Source organism: Streptomyces sp. S4.7 (assembly GCF_010384365.1).
Lineage (GTDB): Bacteria > Actinomycetota > Actinomycetes > Streptomycetales > Streptomycetaceae > Streptomyces.
Genome location: NZ_CP048397.1, coordinates 6,389,819 through 6,404,604, shown reverse-complemented (window position 1 = coordinate 6,404,604; position 14,786 = coordinate 6,389,819). Strand labels below are relative to the sequence as shown.

15 protein-coding genes are annotated in these 14,786 nt (G+C 70.3%); 6 read left to right on the top strand and 9 right to left on the bottom strand.

Annotation, left to right across the window (positions count from 1 at the left end):
• The first annotated feature begins 87 nt into the window (after window positions 1-87).
• On the top strand, window positions 88-945 hold the full coding sequence (locus SSPS47_RS28565) for a chitosanase (RefSeq protein ID WP_239065093.1): 858 nt from the start codon (window positions 88-90) through the stop codon (window positions 943-945).
• A 77-nt stretch (window positions 946-1,022) separates the two neighbouring features.
• Here SSPS47_RS28565 and SSPS47_RS28560 read toward each other — a convergent pair whose 3' ends face one another.
• The 7 genes from SSPS47_RS28560 to SSPS47_RS28530 all read right to left on the bottom strand — a co-directional run bounded on the left by SSPS47_RS28560 (window position 1,023) and on the right by SSPS47_RS28530 (window position 6,975).
• Window positions 1,023-2,426 (bottom strand): nucleobase:cation symporter-2 family protein, encoded by a 1,404-nt coding sequence (locus SSPS47_RS28560; protein WP_239065346.1) that lies wholly within the window; start codon window positions 2,424-2,426, stop codon window positions 1,023-1,025.
• A gap of 358 nt (window positions 2,427-2,784) precedes the next feature.
• Complete coding sequence (locus SSPS47_RS28555) at window positions 2,785-4,161, bottom strand: 8-oxoguanine deaminase (protein ID WP_147874986.1); 1,377 nt, start codon at window positions 4,159-4,161, stop codon at window positions 2,785-2,787.
• A 168-nt stretch (window positions 4,162-4,329) separates the two neighbouring features.
• Window positions 4,330-5,262, bottom strand: coding sequence for a factor-independent urate hydroxylase (gene pucL, locus SSPS47_RS28550; protein ID WP_164253458.1), 933 nt, complete (start codon window positions 5,260-5,262; stop codon window positions 4,330-4,332).
• Window positions 5,263-5,265: 3 nt separating this feature from the next.
• A complete protein-coding gene (uraH, locus tag SSPS47_RS28545) occupies window positions 5,266-5,694 on the bottom strand; it encodes a hydroxyisourate hydrolase (protein WP_164253457.1) in 429 nt (142 codons plus the stop codon).
• Between the two features lie 4 nt (window positions 5,695-5,698).
• Window positions 5,699-6,217: a 2-oxo-4-hydroxy-4-carboxy-5-ureidoimidazoline decarboxylase gene (gene uraD, locus SSPS47_RS28540; protein ID WP_164253456.1), complete on the bottom strand. Its 519-nt coding sequence runs from the start codon at window positions 6,215-6,217 to the stop codon at window positions 5,699-5,701.
• 141 nt (window positions 6,218-6,358) lie between these two features.
• On the bottom strand, window positions 6,359-6,727 hold the full coding sequence (locus tag SSPS47_RS28535) for a helix-turn-helix domain-containing protein (RefSeq protein ID WP_164253455.1): 369 nt from the start codon (window positions 6,725-6,727) through the stop codon (window positions 6,359-6,361).
• Window positions 6,724-6,975, bottom strand: a complete 252-nt coding sequence (locus SSPS47_RS28530; RefSeq protein ID WP_164253454.1) for a hypothetical protein — start codon at window positions 6,973-6,975, stop codon at window positions 6,724-6,726. Before SSPS47_RS28530 ends, SSPS47_RS28535 begins: the two co-directional genes overlap by 4 nt.
• Before the next feature lie 125 nt (window positions 6,976-7,100).
• On the opposite strand from SSPS47_RS28530, the gene SSPS47_RS28525 reads away from it, so the two are divergent.
• From SSPS47_RS28525 to SSPS47_RS34945, 3 genes are all read left to right on the top strand, one after another.
• A complete protein-coding gene (locus tag SSPS47_RS28525) occupies window positions 7,101-7,967 on the top strand; it encodes a TIM barrel protein (RefSeq protein WP_164253453.1) in 867 nt (288 codons plus the stop codon).
• Window positions 7,968-8,039: 72 nt separating this feature from the next.
• The gene (locus tag SSPS47_RS28520; protein ID WP_164253452.1) at window positions 8,040-8,930 is read left to right on the top strand and encodes a 2-hydroxy-3-oxopropionate reductase; all 891 of its coding nucleotides are present in this window, start codon (window positions 8,040-8,042) and stop codon (window positions 8,928-8,930) included.
• Between the two features lie 503 nt (window positions 8,931-9,433).
• On the top strand, window positions 9,434-9,772 hold the full coding sequence (locus tag SSPS47_RS34945; RefSeq protein ID WP_203557947.1) for a hypothetical protein: 339 nt from the start codon (window positions 9,434-9,436) through the stop codon (window positions 9,770-9,772).
• A gap of 20 nt (window positions 9,773-9,792) precedes the next feature.
• Here the strand turns inward: SSPS47_RS34945 and gcl are convergent, their stop codons facing one another.
• On the bottom strand, window positions 9,793-11,580 hold the full coding sequence (gene gcl / locus SSPS47_RS28510) for a glyoxylate carboligase (RefSeq protein ID WP_164253451.1): 1,788 nt from the start codon (window positions 11,578-11,580) through the stop codon (window positions 9,793-9,795).
• A 237-nt stretch (window positions 11,581-11,817) separates the two neighbouring features.
• Here gcl and SSPS47_RS28505 point away from each other — a divergent pair, with 237 nt between their 5' ends.
• Window positions 11,818-12,438, top strand: coding sequence for a hypothetical protein (locus SSPS47_RS28505; RefSeq protein ID WP_164253450.1), 621 nt, complete (start codon window positions 11,818-11,820; stop codon window positions 12,436-12,438).
• A 45-nt stretch (window positions 12,439-12,483) separates the two neighbouring features.
• A complete protein-coding gene (locus tag SSPS47_RS28500; protein ID WP_164253449.1) occupies window positions 12,484-12,999 on the top strand; it encodes a GNAT family N-acetyltransferase in 516 nt (171 codons plus the stop codon).
• Between the two features lie 18 nt (window positions 13,000-13,017).
• Here the strand turns inward: SSPS47_RS28500 and SSPS47_RS28495 are convergent, their stop codons facing one another.
• Complete coding sequence (locus tag SSPS47_RS28495) at window positions 13,018-14,742, bottom strand: AMP-binding protein (protein ID WP_164253448.1); 1,725 nt, start codon at window positions 14,740-14,742, stop codon at window positions 13,018-13,020.
• Window positions 14,743-14,786: the final 44 nt, after the last annotated feature.

Sequence of the window (14,786 nt, the reverse complement as noted above, 5' to 3'; positions counted from 1 at the left end):
TGTACGCCACCCTCAACCTTCGGTAGGAAAGCTTCCTAACAGAAACCGAACCGATCGGCTTCGATCCACTCCCCCCATGGAGGTCCGGTGCCAACCCCCCACGCGGGCACCCGCACATTCGGACTCGTTCCCCGCGTCCTGCTCGGTCTCGTCCTCGTCGCCGGACCCGTCACGGCCGTCGCGCACGCGGCGCCGGGAGCGGACCGGTCGGGCGCCACGGCGGCCGTCCGGGCCGCCCCCGGTCTGGACGACCCGGCGAAGAAGGAGATCGCGATGCAACTGGTCTCCAGCGCCGAGAACTCCTCGCTCGACTGGCAGGGCCAGTACGGCTACATCGAGGACATCGGCGACGGCCGCGGCTACACCGCCGGCATCATCGGCTTCTGCTCCGGCACCGGCGACATGCTGGACCTGGTCGAGCTCTACACCGAGCGCGAGCCGGACAACCCCCTCGCCTCCTACCTTCCCGCGCTGCGTGCGGTCGACGGCACGGACTCGCACGAGGGGCTCGACCCGGGCTACCCCGACGCGTGGCGCCGGGCCGCTGCGGATCCGGCGTTCCGCACCGCGCAGAACGACGAGCGCGACCGCGTCTACTTCAACCCTGCCGTCAGCCGCGGCAAGGAGGACGGCGTCGGAACGCTCGGGCAGTTCGCGTACTACGACGCCATCGTCATGCACGGTGACGGGAACTCCGACACCAGCTTCAGCGGGATCCGCGAGCGCGCGCTGAACGAGGCCCGGCCGCCGTCGGAGGGCGGGGACGAGACCGCGTATCTGAACGCCTTCCTCGACGCCCGGGTCTGGGCGATGAAACAGGAGGAGGCGCACGAGGACACCAGCCGGGTGGACACCGCGCAGCGCGTCTTCCTCGACGCGGGCAATCTGAGCCTGGACCCGCCGCTCGACTGGAAGGTGTACGGAGAGGACTTCCACATCGGCTGACCGCTCCCCCCGCACCGGCATCGGTGTGGGTGGCGGCCCGGAGCCGGGCCGCCACCCACACCCACGCCCCGCCCTGCTCAGTGCGGTGCCGCGGGGGCCGGCAGTGACCGTCCGGTCTCCGCGGCAGCCGCCCCTTCCGCCTCGAAAGCGCCCCCGGCGCCCGAACCGCCCTTCTGGCCCCAGTGGTTGAAGGCCAGGTTCAACACGATCGCCACCACACAGCCCGTACTGATCCCGGAGTCGAGCACCACCAGCAGGTCCTTCGGGAACGCGTGGTAGAACTCCGGCGCCGCGATCGGTATCAGCCCGATGCCGACGGCGGCGGCCACTATCAGCGCGTTCTCGCCCTTCTCCAGAGCGGCGGTGGCCAGCGTCTGGATGCCGCTGGCCGCGACCGATCCGAAGAGCACGATCCCGGCGCCGCCGAGGACCGGCAGGGGTACGAGCGCGATCACCGAGGCCAGCACGGGGCACAGGCCGAGCAGGACGAGGATGCCGCCGCCGGCCGCGACGACGTAGCGGCTGCGGACCTTGGTCATGGCGACAAGGCCGATGTTCTGTGCGAAGGCGCTGCACATGAAGCCGTTGAACAGCGGGCTGATGGCGCTGCCCAGCGTGTCGGCGCGCAGTCCGCCCTCGATGACGCGCTCGTCCGCCGGCCGGTCCACGATCCTGCCGAGCGCCAGCATGTCGGCCGTGGACTCCGTCATGCAGACGAGCATCACGATGCACATGGAGATGATCGCGGCGATCTCGAACTGCGGTGCGCCGAAGTGGAACGGCGTCGGGAAGCCGACGAGGCCGGCGTCCCGGATCGCGTCGAAGTCGGTCATGTTCATCGGGACGGCGACGAGGGTGCCGACGACCAGCCCCAGCAGGATCGCGATCTGCTGGAGGAAGCCGCGCAGCACCTTCCGCAGGACGAGCACGATCAGCAGGGTGAGACCGGCCATGCCGATGTTCTTCATGGAGCCGTAGCCGTCGGCCGTGGGATCGCCGCCCTGGGACCAGTTGAAGGCGACCGGGAGCAGTGAGACACCGATCAGGGTGATGACGGTGCCGGTCACGACGGGCGGGAAGAACCGCACCAGTTTCGAGAAGTACGGCGTGAGGACGAACCCGAGCACGCTGGCGACGATGATCGCGCCGAAGATGACGGTGATGCCCTCCGCGCCGCGTTCGCGGCCGATCGCGACCATCGGCGTGACGCCCGCGAAGGAGACGCCGTTGACGAACGGGAGCCGTGCGCCGACCTTCCAGAAGCCGAGGGTCTGGAGCAGGGTGGCTATCCCGGCGGTGAAGAGACTGGCGCCCATCAGGAACGCGGTGTCCCGGGCGTTCAGGCCGACGGCGGGCCCGACGATCATCGGGGGCGCCACCACGCCCGCGTACATGGCGGCCACGTGCTGAAGACCGCTGGTGAACGTCTTGAAGGGCGGCAGGGTCCGGTCCACCGGGTGCTTGCCGTCCTGGTCGGGTATCTCGTCGGGAGCGGGTACGTCTTTGCGAAGCCTGGGCTCGGCTGCCACGGGGTGTTCCTCCGGTCGGTTACGCGTCGGCGGCGACGCGGGTGTCAGGGAGGTGCGGGAGGTCGGTTGCGTACACGAGTCACCGTCCCGGGTGGTGGGGCACCGCTGTGCGGTACGCCACCACCCGGACGCGGCTGCCAGGGACCCCGCTCGGGCCCCGTGGCCGCCGGTCGAGGGCCGTCCCCCTCGACCGGACTCCTGAGAAGATCCACGGCCGGACCGGTCGGGCCCGTGGACACGTGAGACCTGTGAAGCGCGCCGGCCCGTCGTCGCGACCGGGCCCGTATCGACCGGGCGTCGTGACCCGGTGTCAGCCCGCCGCCGCGATCCGCGCCAGGCGCCGCGCCTCGGCCCGCGTGGAGCGGGCGACGGCGTCTTCGTCCACCGTGGTCAGGTGGTTGTCCTCGACGACGGTGTGGCCGTTGACGAGGGAGAGCGTGACGGGCGCGGCGGCCCCGAGAACGAGGGCGATCACCGGGTCGGCGATGGAGGAGTGAGCCAGGGTGTCCAGCTTCCACAGCACCAGGTCGGCGAGTTTCCCGGTCTCCACCGAGCCGATCTGGTCGGCACGGCCGAGGACTTGGGCGCCACCGTATGTGCCGAGCCGCAGCGCCTGACGGGCGGTCAGGGCGGACTCGCGGTGGGCACCGAGGCGGTTGATGAGCAGCGCGTTGCGCAACTCGGTGTGCAGTTCGCCCGATTCGTTGGACGCGGTGCCGTCCACGCCGAGGCCGACGGGAACGCCGGCCCTCAGCATGTCGGGTACGCGCGCGATACCGGCCGCGAGGCGGGCGTTGGAGGACGGGCAGTGCGCGACGCCCGTGCCGGTGCGGCCGAAGGCGGCGATGTCCGAGTCGTTCATATGGACGCAGTGGGCCATCCATACGTCGGAACCGAGCCAGCCCGTCGACTCGAAGTAGTCGGTGGGGCCCATCCCGAACAGCTCCTTGCAGAACTGCTCCTCCTCGACCGTCTCGCTGCCGTGGGTGTGCAGCCGTACGCCCTTGCGGCGTGCCAACTCCGCCCCCTGGCGCATCAGTTCGGTGGAGACGGAGAACGGCGAGCACGGCGCGACGGCGATCCGGGTCATCGCGCCGAACGACGGGTCGTGGTACTTGTCGACGGTCGCCTCGGTGGCGGCGAGCGCGCCCTCCAGGGACTCGACGGCGAAGTCCGGCGGCAGGCCGCCGTCCGACTCGCCGCGGTCCATGGAGCCGCGGGCGAGGGTGAACCGTACGCCCGTCTCCGAAGCGGCCCCGATGATGGCGCCGGACAGGTCGCCGGCGCCGCGCGGGTACACGTAGTGGTGGTCCATCGCGGTGGTGACCCCGCCGCGCGCCATCATCGCCAGTGAGCCCTGCGCCGCGGCGCGCGCCATGGACTCGTCGATGCGCGCCCACGTCGGGTAGAGCGCCACCAGCCAGTCGAACAGGTTGTGGTCGGTGGCCAGTCCGCGGGTGATCCACTGGTAGAAGTGGTGGTGGGTGTTGACCAGGCCGGGGGTGAGGAGATGGCCGGTGCCGTCGACCCGCCGTACGACGTTCTCCAGCCCGGCGGGGGCACGGCCGGCGCCCACGGATTCGATGAGGTTGTCCGCGACGACGACGTGCCCGGAGGCGTACTCGGTGTCGTTCGCGTCCACTGTCGCGATGGCACAGTTCTCGATGACGATGCGCGAAACCGCCATGGCGGGTCCTCGTTCTTCCCATGTGGGGTGGACGGATCCGGGGGTCGAGCGGGGTGAGAGACGGATCCTCGGTGGTGTCGGTGCGCAGATGCCCCCGCTCTTCCCCCATATCGCCCTCTTCTTCGGGGACTTGACGCCGGCGCGGGCGTCGGGGGTACGCCGGGGCGGCTACAGGTTGGTCATGTCGAGCGGGATTCGCGGTTCGACGCCGTCACGCAGCACGGTGGCCTCGATGAGGCCGTACGGGCGGTCGGCGGCGAAGTAGACGGCTCCGTCGGGGGTTTCGTTCTTCACCCCGAACGGTTCGAGGTCGACGAGGAAGTGGTGGTTGTTCGGCAGTGAGAAGCGGATCTCGTCGATCTCGCCTCGGCTGTCGATGATCCGCGAGCCCATCTGGTAGAGCGTCTGCTGGAGCGAGAGGGAGTACGTCTGCGCGAAGGCGCCGAGGAGGTGCGTGCGCGCCTGCTCGTAGGAGTCCTCCCAGTCGGGCATCGGCGCGGTGTCGTCGGTCCAGTTGTAGCGCCACCTCGCGGAGACGTCGGTGGCGAGTATGCGGTCGTACGCCTCGCGGAGCGTCGTGTACTCGTCCTTGACGTAGCCCCAGAACTCGGAGTTGGTCGAGTTCAGCACCGTCAGGTCCTTGAGGCCGGAGATGATCTCCCACTTCTCGCCGTCGAAGGTGATCTGCGAAACGCGGGTCTCCTGCCCCTTGCGTACGAAGGAGTGCTTGGTCCTGTCGGCGCCGACCGACCCGGAGTCGGCGTCCGGGGCCGCGATGCGCTCCCAGGCGTACTCCTCGATCCGGATCCGCGCCCGGTGTATCGGCTCCTGGCTGGTGACGAAGTGCCGGGCGAGATGGATGCCGAACTGTTCGGCGGACTCGATGCCGTGCTCCTTGGCGAACGCGTACACCGTGTTCTTGGTGGTGTCGGTCGGCAGGACGTTGGCGTTGGAGCCGGAGTAGTGGACCTCCTCCATGTCGCCGGAGAGGGCGACGGAGACGTTCAGGTCCTTGATGTGGTGGGTGTCGCCGTCGCGCACGATCTTGACGACGCGGTTCTCCGCTTTGCCGTACTGGTTCTGGCCGAGAATGGTCGGCATCTGCTAGCTCCCTCGGTATACGGAGTAGCCGAACGGGTTGAGCAGCAGCGGTACGTGATAGTGCTCGCCGGGCGTGACGGCGAACGTGATCGCCACTTCCGGAAAGAACGCACCGCTGTCCCGTGGCGCGGGGGCGTCCTGCTGTGCCTCGGCTCGGTTCTGGCTCTGTGGCTGATTCTGGCTCTGGCTGTGGCTCTGGCTGTGGAAGTACGCCTCGGTCTCGAAGTCGAGACGTACGTGGGTGGTTCCCGCCGGCAGCGCCGGCAGGTCTCTGCACCGCCCGTCCGCGTCGGTCGCCGACCGGCCCAGCACCACCCACCGCTCCCGGGCGCCGCCGCGGGCGGCGAGCGAGACGGCGACGGAGGCGGCCGGGCGTCCGACGCTGGTGTCCAGGATGTGCGTGGACACCGATGCGGTGGATTCCGTGCTCACGGGTTCACTCCCCTGCTTCTGCTGCTTCTACGAGGCGGGTCAGCCGGATGCGGTTGATCTTGCCCAGTTCGGTGCGAACGACGTCCCGCTCCTGTTCGGGCGAGTTGCCGATCCGGGTGCGGACCGCGTCCCGCATCTGCTCACCGGTCCTGCCGGTGGCACAGATCAGGAAGACGTGGCCGAACCTGTCCTGGTAGGCCAGATTCAGTTCGAGCAACTCCGCCCTGAGTTCACCGGACGCTCCGGCCATACCCCGCTGTTCGCGGGCCGAGACCGGGTCGCCCGGCTTCGGGCGGCCGATGGGCGGGTGCGCCGCCATCGCCTGCGCCAGATCGTCGGCGGCCAGTTCGGCCGTCGCGGTGTCACTGGCCGCGAAGAGGGCTTCGGCGGTGGCGTACGGCCGGTGGGCGAGCAGTGCGCTCCCCCATGCCGTACTGGCGCACACCTCGTGCAGTGCGGTCAGCGCCGCGCTGTCGGAGGATGTGTTGAACCGGGTGAGGCCCGGCGGCGGGTCGGTCGTCACGGGAGCCTCCGTGGCTGTGCTTGACGGGCTGCGGGACAGCTAACGCCTTCACGAACATCACGTCAACACTTTGTTGAATTTTTTGTCCGGCAGGCCCGCCGCGACCCCGGGCCCGGGGCTCGCGACCCCGGCCCGGCCACGTCAGCCCGTCTCGGACCGGTTCAGATAGTTGTAGACGGTGAACCGGCTGACCCCGAGAGCGCTCGCGACGGTCTCCACGCCGTGCCGTACGGAGAAGGCCCCGCGTGCCTCCAGCGACCGCACCACCGACTGCTTGGCCTTGCGGTCCAGCTCCGACAGGGGCATACCGTGCCGGCGCTCCAGCGCGACGAGGATGTGGTCGAGCGATTCGGAGAGCTGCGGGAGGCGGACGGCGACGACCTCCTCCCCCTCCCAGCTCAGCACGACGTCGTCGGGCCCGGCCAGGGCGGGCGGTACGGTCTCGGCCCCCATGGCGTCGACGAGCGGCTTCACCGCCGCGAGGAGCGGGTGGTCGGACGGCCCGGTCACCGCTCGTCCTCCGCGATGACGTTCACCTGGAGCGAGACGCGGGTGGCGCCGGCCTCCAGGGAGCGGCGGAGCAGGGCGTCGACGGCCGAGATGACGGCGTCGGCGCCGCCCTCGGCGGTGTTGCCGAACGGCCCGACGTCCACGGCGTCCAGTTCGGCCGCCTGGATGACCTCGCGGGCCACCACGGCATGGCCGGGGGCCTCGTCCAGGTCGAACGGCTCGGTCGTGAATTCCACTCTCAGTCGCACGCGCACAACCTACTGCGCGAGGGGCCGAATCAGGGCCGCCCTCTTGACAGCCCTCCCAAATCCCAGGCAATCTTCCATTAAGCAGAAACTAACTTCCGCAATACGGAAGGAGCGCAGAACCCCTCATGGCTCCCTTCACGAACAAGCCCGGCTCCGAGCAGCGCTTCGATGTGAATCTGTCGATCCTCTTCACCGAACTCCCGCTTTTGGAGCGTCCCGCGGCAGCCGCCGCGGCGGGCTTCACCGCGGTGGAGCTGTGGTGGCCCTGGATCGAGACCCCCACCCCGCCGCGGGCCGAGCTGGACGCCCTGAAGCAGGCCCTCGACGACGCGGACACCCAGCTCGTGGGACTCAACTTCTACGGCGGCCGGCTGCCCGGCCCCGACCGCGGCGCGCTGTCGCTGCCCGGCGAGGAGTCGGACCGCTTCCGCGCGAACATCGACGTGGCGGCCGACTTCGCCGCGTCGGTCGGCTGCAAGGCGCTCAACGCGCTGTACGGGAACCGCGTCGAAGGCGTCGACGCGCGGACGCAGGACACGCTCGCCCTGGAGAATCTGGTCCTCGCCGCCCGCGCGGCCGACCGGATCGGGGCGACCCTGCTGATCGAGGCGCTCAACAGGCCGGAGTCCCCGCACTATCCGCTGGTGAGCGCCGAGGCCGCCATCGATGTGGTGGACCGGGTCAACGAGGCCACGGGGCTGGGCAACGCCGCGTTCCTCCTGGACGTCTACCACCTGTCGATGAACGGTCTGGACGCCGAGGCGCTGACCGGGGTCGTCGACAGGTACGCCGACCGGACCGGTCACGTACAGATCGCCGACAACCCCGGCCGGGGCGCGCCCGGCACCGGCACACTGCCGCTCCAGGACCTGCTCGACCGGCTGCGCAAGGCTGGTTACGAGGGGTGGGTCGGCCTGGAGTACAAGCCCGGCGACCGCCCGAGCGCGGAGTCCTTCGAGTGGCTCCCGGCCGACGCGCGGGCCGCGCGCTAGGGCCCACGTCCACACCCGCCGCGGGCACCACGCGGAGACGACGCACACACGTATGCGAGAGAGGCACCCCCGATGAGCACTCTTCCCAAGGTGGCCTGGATCGGCCTCGGCATCATGGGGTCCCCCATGGCCGAGAATCTGATCAAGGCCGGATACTCCGTCACCGGCTTCACGCTGGAGCGGGAGAAGCTGGACCGGCTCGCGGCCAACGGTGGCACCGTCGCGCCGTCGATCGCCGAGGCCGTCGAGGGCGCCGATGTCATCATCACGATGGTGCCCGCCTCCCCGCAGGTCGAGGCCATCGCCTACGGAGCGGACGGCATCCTGGAGAACGCCGGGAAGGGCGCCCTCCTGATCGACATGTCGTCGATCACCCCGCAGACGTCGATCGATCTCGCCGAGGCGGGCCGGGAGAAGGGCGTCCGCGTCCTCGACGCACCGGTGTCCGGCGGTGAGGCGGGAGCCGTCGAGGCGGTTCTGTCCATCATGGTCGGCGGCGAGCAGGCCGACTTCGACCGGGCCAGGCCTCTCTTCGAGGCGCTGGGCAGGACGATCGTCCTGTGCGGTCCGCACGGCGCCGGCCAGACGGTGAAGGCGGCCAACCAACTGATCGTGGCCGTCAACATCCAGGCGTGCGCCGAGGCCGTGGTCTTCCTGGAGAAGTCGGGCGTGGACCTCGGCGCGGCGCTGGACGTGCTGAACGGCGGTCTGGCCGGCTCGACCGTCCTGACCCGCAAGAAGGACAACTTCGTCAGCCGCGACTTCGCTCCGGGCTTCCGGATCGACCTGCACCACAAGGACATGGGCATCGTCACCGACGCCGCCCGCAATGTCGGTGCCGCGCTGCCGGTCGGCGCGGTCGTCGCGCAACTGGTCGCCTCCCTGCGCGCGCAGGGCGACGGCGGCCTCGACCACTCGGCGCTGCTGCGCGCCGTCGAGCGGCTGTCCGGCCAACAGGTCTGACACCCCACCCAACTCCGGGCTGTGGCGGCGCTGACAACTGTCCTGTCGCGCCCAGGCGCCGCCGCAGCCCGGGAACCACCCGCGCGCGCCCCGGGGCGAGGACCGCCCCGGTGGCGAGCGGCCAACAGCCGTCCCTTCCAGCGGCCCTCGTGAGGGGTGGCCGTGGAAGGGACATCCCCGGGACCGTGGCGGTGTGCGAGCCAGTGCGGTGGTGAGGGAGAACGACGGCGCTCTTCCAGACCCGAAGGAAGGCCGCCGGCGCTCCCCGTCGCCGCCGCCACGGTCCCGGCAGATCAGCACCAGCGAGTACCAGCAGGTACGAGCGGATCCCCGCAGCCTTTTCCGAGGCTCCGTCAGACGCCGTCCGGTGGTGCGAGTGTCCCGTCGCGCCGGCCTCGCACCGCCGGACGGTCCTCAACTCCCCTGGCCCGCAACGCACAAGAGCCCGGCCGATTCTTCGGCCGGGCTCTTGTGCGCCGTCACCGGGTGCGCACACTGGGAGGATGCGCCTTGCCGTGTTCCTGGTCCTGTCCGCCGTGGGTATCGCCGTCGCCGTCGTCTCGAAGGACTGGTCCTGGCTGCTGTCGCCGCTCGCGGTCCTTCTGCTCATGGGTGTCCCGTGGTCCCCGGCGGGCAAGGCCCCGAGGACGGTACGGCGGCCGTCCACCGGCGCCGCCGCGGCGGGAGCCGCCGCCGGCGCCACCGGGGCCGCCCTCGCGCCCAGTTGGTGGGCCGACGGGCATGCGCACGCCGGCGACACGGCGGACGCGGGCGGCAGTGGGGACGGTGGTGGCGGGGACGGCGGCTGCGGAGGGTGTGGCGGCTGCGGCTGCGGCGGCTGACACCCCCGCGTATCCGGAAATCAGATGTCGTGCCGGACCAGCGGCCTGATCTCGGTCGGCGCGTGGCCGGGCTCGGTGGCCAGGTCCTCCCACTCGTTCACCTGGTCGATCCGCACACCCATCGAGATATTGGTGATCCGCTCCAGGATCGCCTCGACCACCACCGGCACCCGGTACTCGGCGGCCAGCTTCTTCGCCTGCTCGAAGGCGGGCAGCAGCTGGTCGGGCTCGGTGACGCGGATCGCCTTGCAGCCCAGGCCCTCGACGACCTTCACATGGTCGACCCCGTAGACGCCCAGCTCCGGTGAGTTGATGTTCTCGAACTCCAGGTTGACCTGGAAATTGATGTCGAGATTGCGCTGCGCCTGCCGGATCAGCCCCAAGTAGGCGTTGTTCACCAGCACATGAACGTAACCGATCCGGTGCTGCGCGCCGACGGCCAGCTCCTCGAGCATGAACTGGAAGTCGTAGTCGCCGGAGAGCGCGACAACTGTGGTGTCCGGGTCGGCCTTCGCGACACCGAGCGCGGCCGGGATCGTCCAGCCGAGCGGGCCCGCCTGGCCGCAGTTGATCCAGTGCCGGGGCTTGTAGACGTGCAGCATCTGCGCGCCCGCGATCTGCGAGAGACCGATGGTGGTGACGTACCGGGTGTCGGGACCGAAGGCGCGGTTCATCTCCTCGTACACACGCTGCGGTTTCAGCGGCACGTTGTCGAAGTGCGTCCTGCGGTGCAGGCTGCCCTTGCGCTCCAGCACGGACGCGATCCACTCGGTGCGGTCGGGCAGTTCGCCCGCCGCCTTCAGCTCCTTCGCCACCTCGACGAAGAGCCTCAGCGCGTCCCCGGCGTCCGAGGCGATCCCGTAGTCCGGCGCGAAGATCTTGCCGATCTGGGTGGGCTCGATGTCGACGTGGACGAAGGTGCGTCCCGCCGTGTAGACGTCGAGCGCGCCCGTGTGCCGGTTGGCCCAGCGGTTGCCGATGCCGAGGACGAAGTCCGAGGCCAGGAACGTCTCGTTGCCGTAGCGGTGCGAGGTCTGGATGCCCACCATGCCCGCGTTCAGGTCGTGGTCGTCGGCGATGGTGCCCCAGCCCATCAGCGTCGGGACGACCGGTGTGCCGGTCAGCTCGGCGAACTCCACGAGGAGGCCGGACGCGTCGGCGTTGATGACACCGCCGCCGGCGACGATCAACGGGCGCTCGGACGCCACCAGCATGGTGAGCGCCTTCGCGATCTGCGCGCGGCTCGCGGACGGCTTGTAGACCGGCAGGGGTTCGTACGTCGCCGGGTCGAACTCGATCTCGGTCAGCTGCACATCGATCGGCAGGTCGACCAGGACGGGGCCCGGCCGGCCCGAGCGCATCAGATGGAACGCCTGCTGGAGGACGCCGGGGACCTGCGCGGCCTCCAGGACGGTGGTGGCCGCCTTGCTGACGGGACGTGCGATCGACGCGATGTCGACGGCCTGGAAGTCCTCCTTGTGGATCACCGCGGTCGGCGCCTGGCCGGTGATGCACAGGATCGGGATCGAGTCACCGATCGCGGAGTAAAGACCGGTGATCATGTCGGTGCCGGCCGGGCCCGAAGTACCGATGCAGACGCCGATGTTGCCGGGGTTGGTACGGGTGTAGCCCTCGGCCATGTGGGAGGCGCCCTCCACGTGGCGGGCGAGCGTGTGGTCGATGCCACCGGCCTCTTCGAGGGCCTTGTAGAAGGGGTTGATCGCCGCGCCCGGCACACCGAACGCGTCGGTGACGCCTTCGCGCTTGAGGATCTCAACTGCCGCTCGGGCAGCGGTCATACGAGGCATGGAGTGCTCCTGCTTCGGCTGGTGGACTCGGGCTCTGTCGCGCCACCTGAGAGCGTCGATTCCGTCGATTCCACTCTTTCCGCAATGCGGAAAGCTTGTTCTGCTATGTGGAATCAATCTAAAGTGCCCGCCACCTGGCGTCAAGGGATGGCGGAAGACCCTCCCCAAGGCCCCGCCGGTGATGGACGATGGGCGAGCGGGCGCGGTGCGCGAAGGCGGGACAAGGGGGTACGGGCAGTGGCGGAGAGCGTTCCTGTCAGCTGTCCCGACTGCGGGGACAGCCATGTGTTCACGGCGTCCGCCTACCCCTGCCCCTGCGGATCGGCCGTCTCGGCGCCCCTGGTCGTGGGCGCGCCCCCGACCCTCATAGTGCGCCGGACCTGGGACGAGGAGTGGGTGACCGTCAGCTGCACCGGGTGCGGACGGCAGGACCAGTGGCCGCAGCCGGAGCTCGGCTGCCCGTGCGGGGCGCTGCTGCGGATACCGGTCAGGCCGGTGACGGCCGGGGCGAGGAGCGACGCCGTGAACGCCGCCGCGCTCTATCTGCGCGAGATCGGCTTCCCGGACGTCCTGCGGTCCGGCGAGTGGCCGGAGACCGGCGTGGATCTGCGCGGGCCGGGGATGGTCGCCCGGGTCGACCCGGGCGCGCGTCCCGCCGACTCACGCGCCGTCGAGTGTCTGTGGCTGAGCGCGCTGACCGAGTCGGCGGTGAGCGCGTTCTTCTCCCTGGCCGGTTACGAGGACGAGGCGCGCGAGAACGCCGACAGCCTCGGGGTGCCGCTCTTCCTCCTGGACCCGACGGGCGTCCCGCGACCGGTCAACGGCCCCGCGGCCGAGCTGGATCGCTCACACGCATGAGCGGAACCGCGAACCGCGCCCGCACCGCGCGGGCATACTCTCTCCATGCGAATCCGCCCCGCGGTCCCCGCCGATCTCCCCCTCCTCCAGGACATCGAGAGGGCCGCCGGTGAACCGTTCCGCGCCGTCGGCATGGCCGCGATCGCCGACGACGAACCCCCGGCCATCGATCTGCTCGACCGCTATCTCCGCGCGGGCCACGCCTGGGTGACGGAGGACGCCACGGGCCACCCGGTCGCGTATCTCATCTACGACGAGGTCGACGGCGCCGCCCATATCGAGCAGGTCTCCGTCCATCCCACGGCGGCGGGGCGCGGGGTCGGCCGCGCCCTCATCGAGCATCTGGCCGGACGGGCGGAGAGCGCCGGGCTGGCCGGGCTCACCCTGACGACGTTCGCGGACGTGCCGTGGAACGCGCCGTACTACACCCGGCTCGGCTTCCGCACCCTCGCGGAGAACGAACTCACCGACGGGCTGCGGGAGATCAGAAGCGCCGAAGCCGCGCACGGACTCGACCACTGGCCCCGTGTCTGCATGCGCCGTGCCACGACGGCGAGTTGACCGTCGGGCACCCCGACGTCAGCGCCCGTCGCCCTCCTCGTACTCCGCGCCCGAGCCCTCGGCCGTCCGCTCTCGCAGCTCGATACGGCGGATCTTGCCCGAGACCGTCTTGGGCAGTTCCGCGAACTCGATGCGGCGCAGGCGCTTGTACGGGGCGAGGACCGCGCGCGAGTGCTCGAAGAGCAGCTTCGCCGTGTCGGGTCCCGGCTCCCAGCCGTCCGCCAGGACGACGTACGCCTTCGGCACGTTGAGCCGCAGCGCGTCGGGCGCCGGGACGACGGCGGCCTCGGCCACGGCCTCGTGCTCCAGCAGCACGCTCTCCAGCTCGAACGGCGAGATCTTGTAGTCGGACGCCTTGAAGACGTCGTCGCCGCGGCCGATGTACGTGATGTAGCCGTCGACGTCGCGTGAGCCGATGTCGCCGGTGCGATAGAAGCCGTCCGCCATGGACTCGGCCGTGCGCTGCGGGTCGCCGTGGTAGCCGGTCATCAGCCCGACCGGGGCGTTGGCGAGGTCCAGCGCGATCTCGCCCTCGTCCGCGCCGGGCGCGCCGGTGACCGGGTCGAGCAGCTCCACGACGAAGCCGGGGGTCGGCCGGCCCATCGATCCTGCCTTCAGCAGCTGCCCCGGTGAGTTGGCGACCTGGACGGCCGTCTCGGTCTGGCCGAAGCCGTCCCTGATCGTCGCGCCCCACTCCCTGCGGACGGTCTCGATGACCTCGGGGTTGAGCGGTTCACCGGCGGCCACGACCTCGCGGGGGCGGTTGCGCAGCAGCTTGAGATCGGCCTGGATCAGCATCCGCCACACGGTGGGCGGCGCGCAGAAGCTGGTGACCCCGGCGCGGTCCATCTCCGCCATCAGCCGGACCGGGTCGAAGCGCGTGTAGTTGTGGATGAAGACGGTCGCCTCGGCGTTCCAGGGTGCGAAGAGATTGGACCAGGCGTGCTTGGCCCAGCCGGGTGAGGAGATGTTCAGATGCACGTCGCCGGGCCCCAGCCCGATCCAGTACATCGTCGCGAGGTGGCCGATCGGATACGAGACATGAGTGTGCTCGACCAGCTTGGGGCGGGCGGTGGTGCCGGAGGTGAAGTAGAGCATCAGGGGATCGTCGGCGCGGGTGGGGCCGTCGGGCTCGAAGACCGTGGACTCCTGGTGGGACGCCTCGTACGACCGCCAACCGGTCCCGTCGGGGCGCGAGCCGCCGTTCGGGCCCACGGCGTCAACTTGGGCACCGTCGCCACCCACCACGATCCGGGTGTACTCCCCCGGCACGTCGGCGAACTTCGCGGTGTCACCGGCCCGGACGATCACCTGCCGCACCCGGCCGCGCTCGATCCGGTCCCGCAGGTCCGGGGGGCCGAGCAGCGGCGTCGCCGGGATGACGACCGCCCGGAGTTTCATCGCGGCGAGCGCCGTCTCCCACAGCTCGGTCTGGTTGCCGAGCATGACGAGAACGCGGTCACCGGCCGCCACGCCCTGGGCGCGCAGCCAGTTGGCCACCTGGGCGGAACGCCCGGACATCTCGGCGAACGAGGTGACGCACTCGGTGCCGTCCTCCTCGACGATGTGCAGCGCGGGCCGGTCGTTGCCCTCGGCGATCACGTCGAACCAGTCCAGCGCCCAGTTGAACAGAGCGGGCCGGGGCCAGACGAAGCCTTCGTACGCCGCGGAGTAGTCCTCCCGGTGTCGCAGCAGGAAATCCCTCGCGGCGCGGAACTGCTCGGTCGCGTCGACTGCGCTCATGTGCCCTCCTCATCACTCGCCCGTTCACTAGCATCGTGTAACCG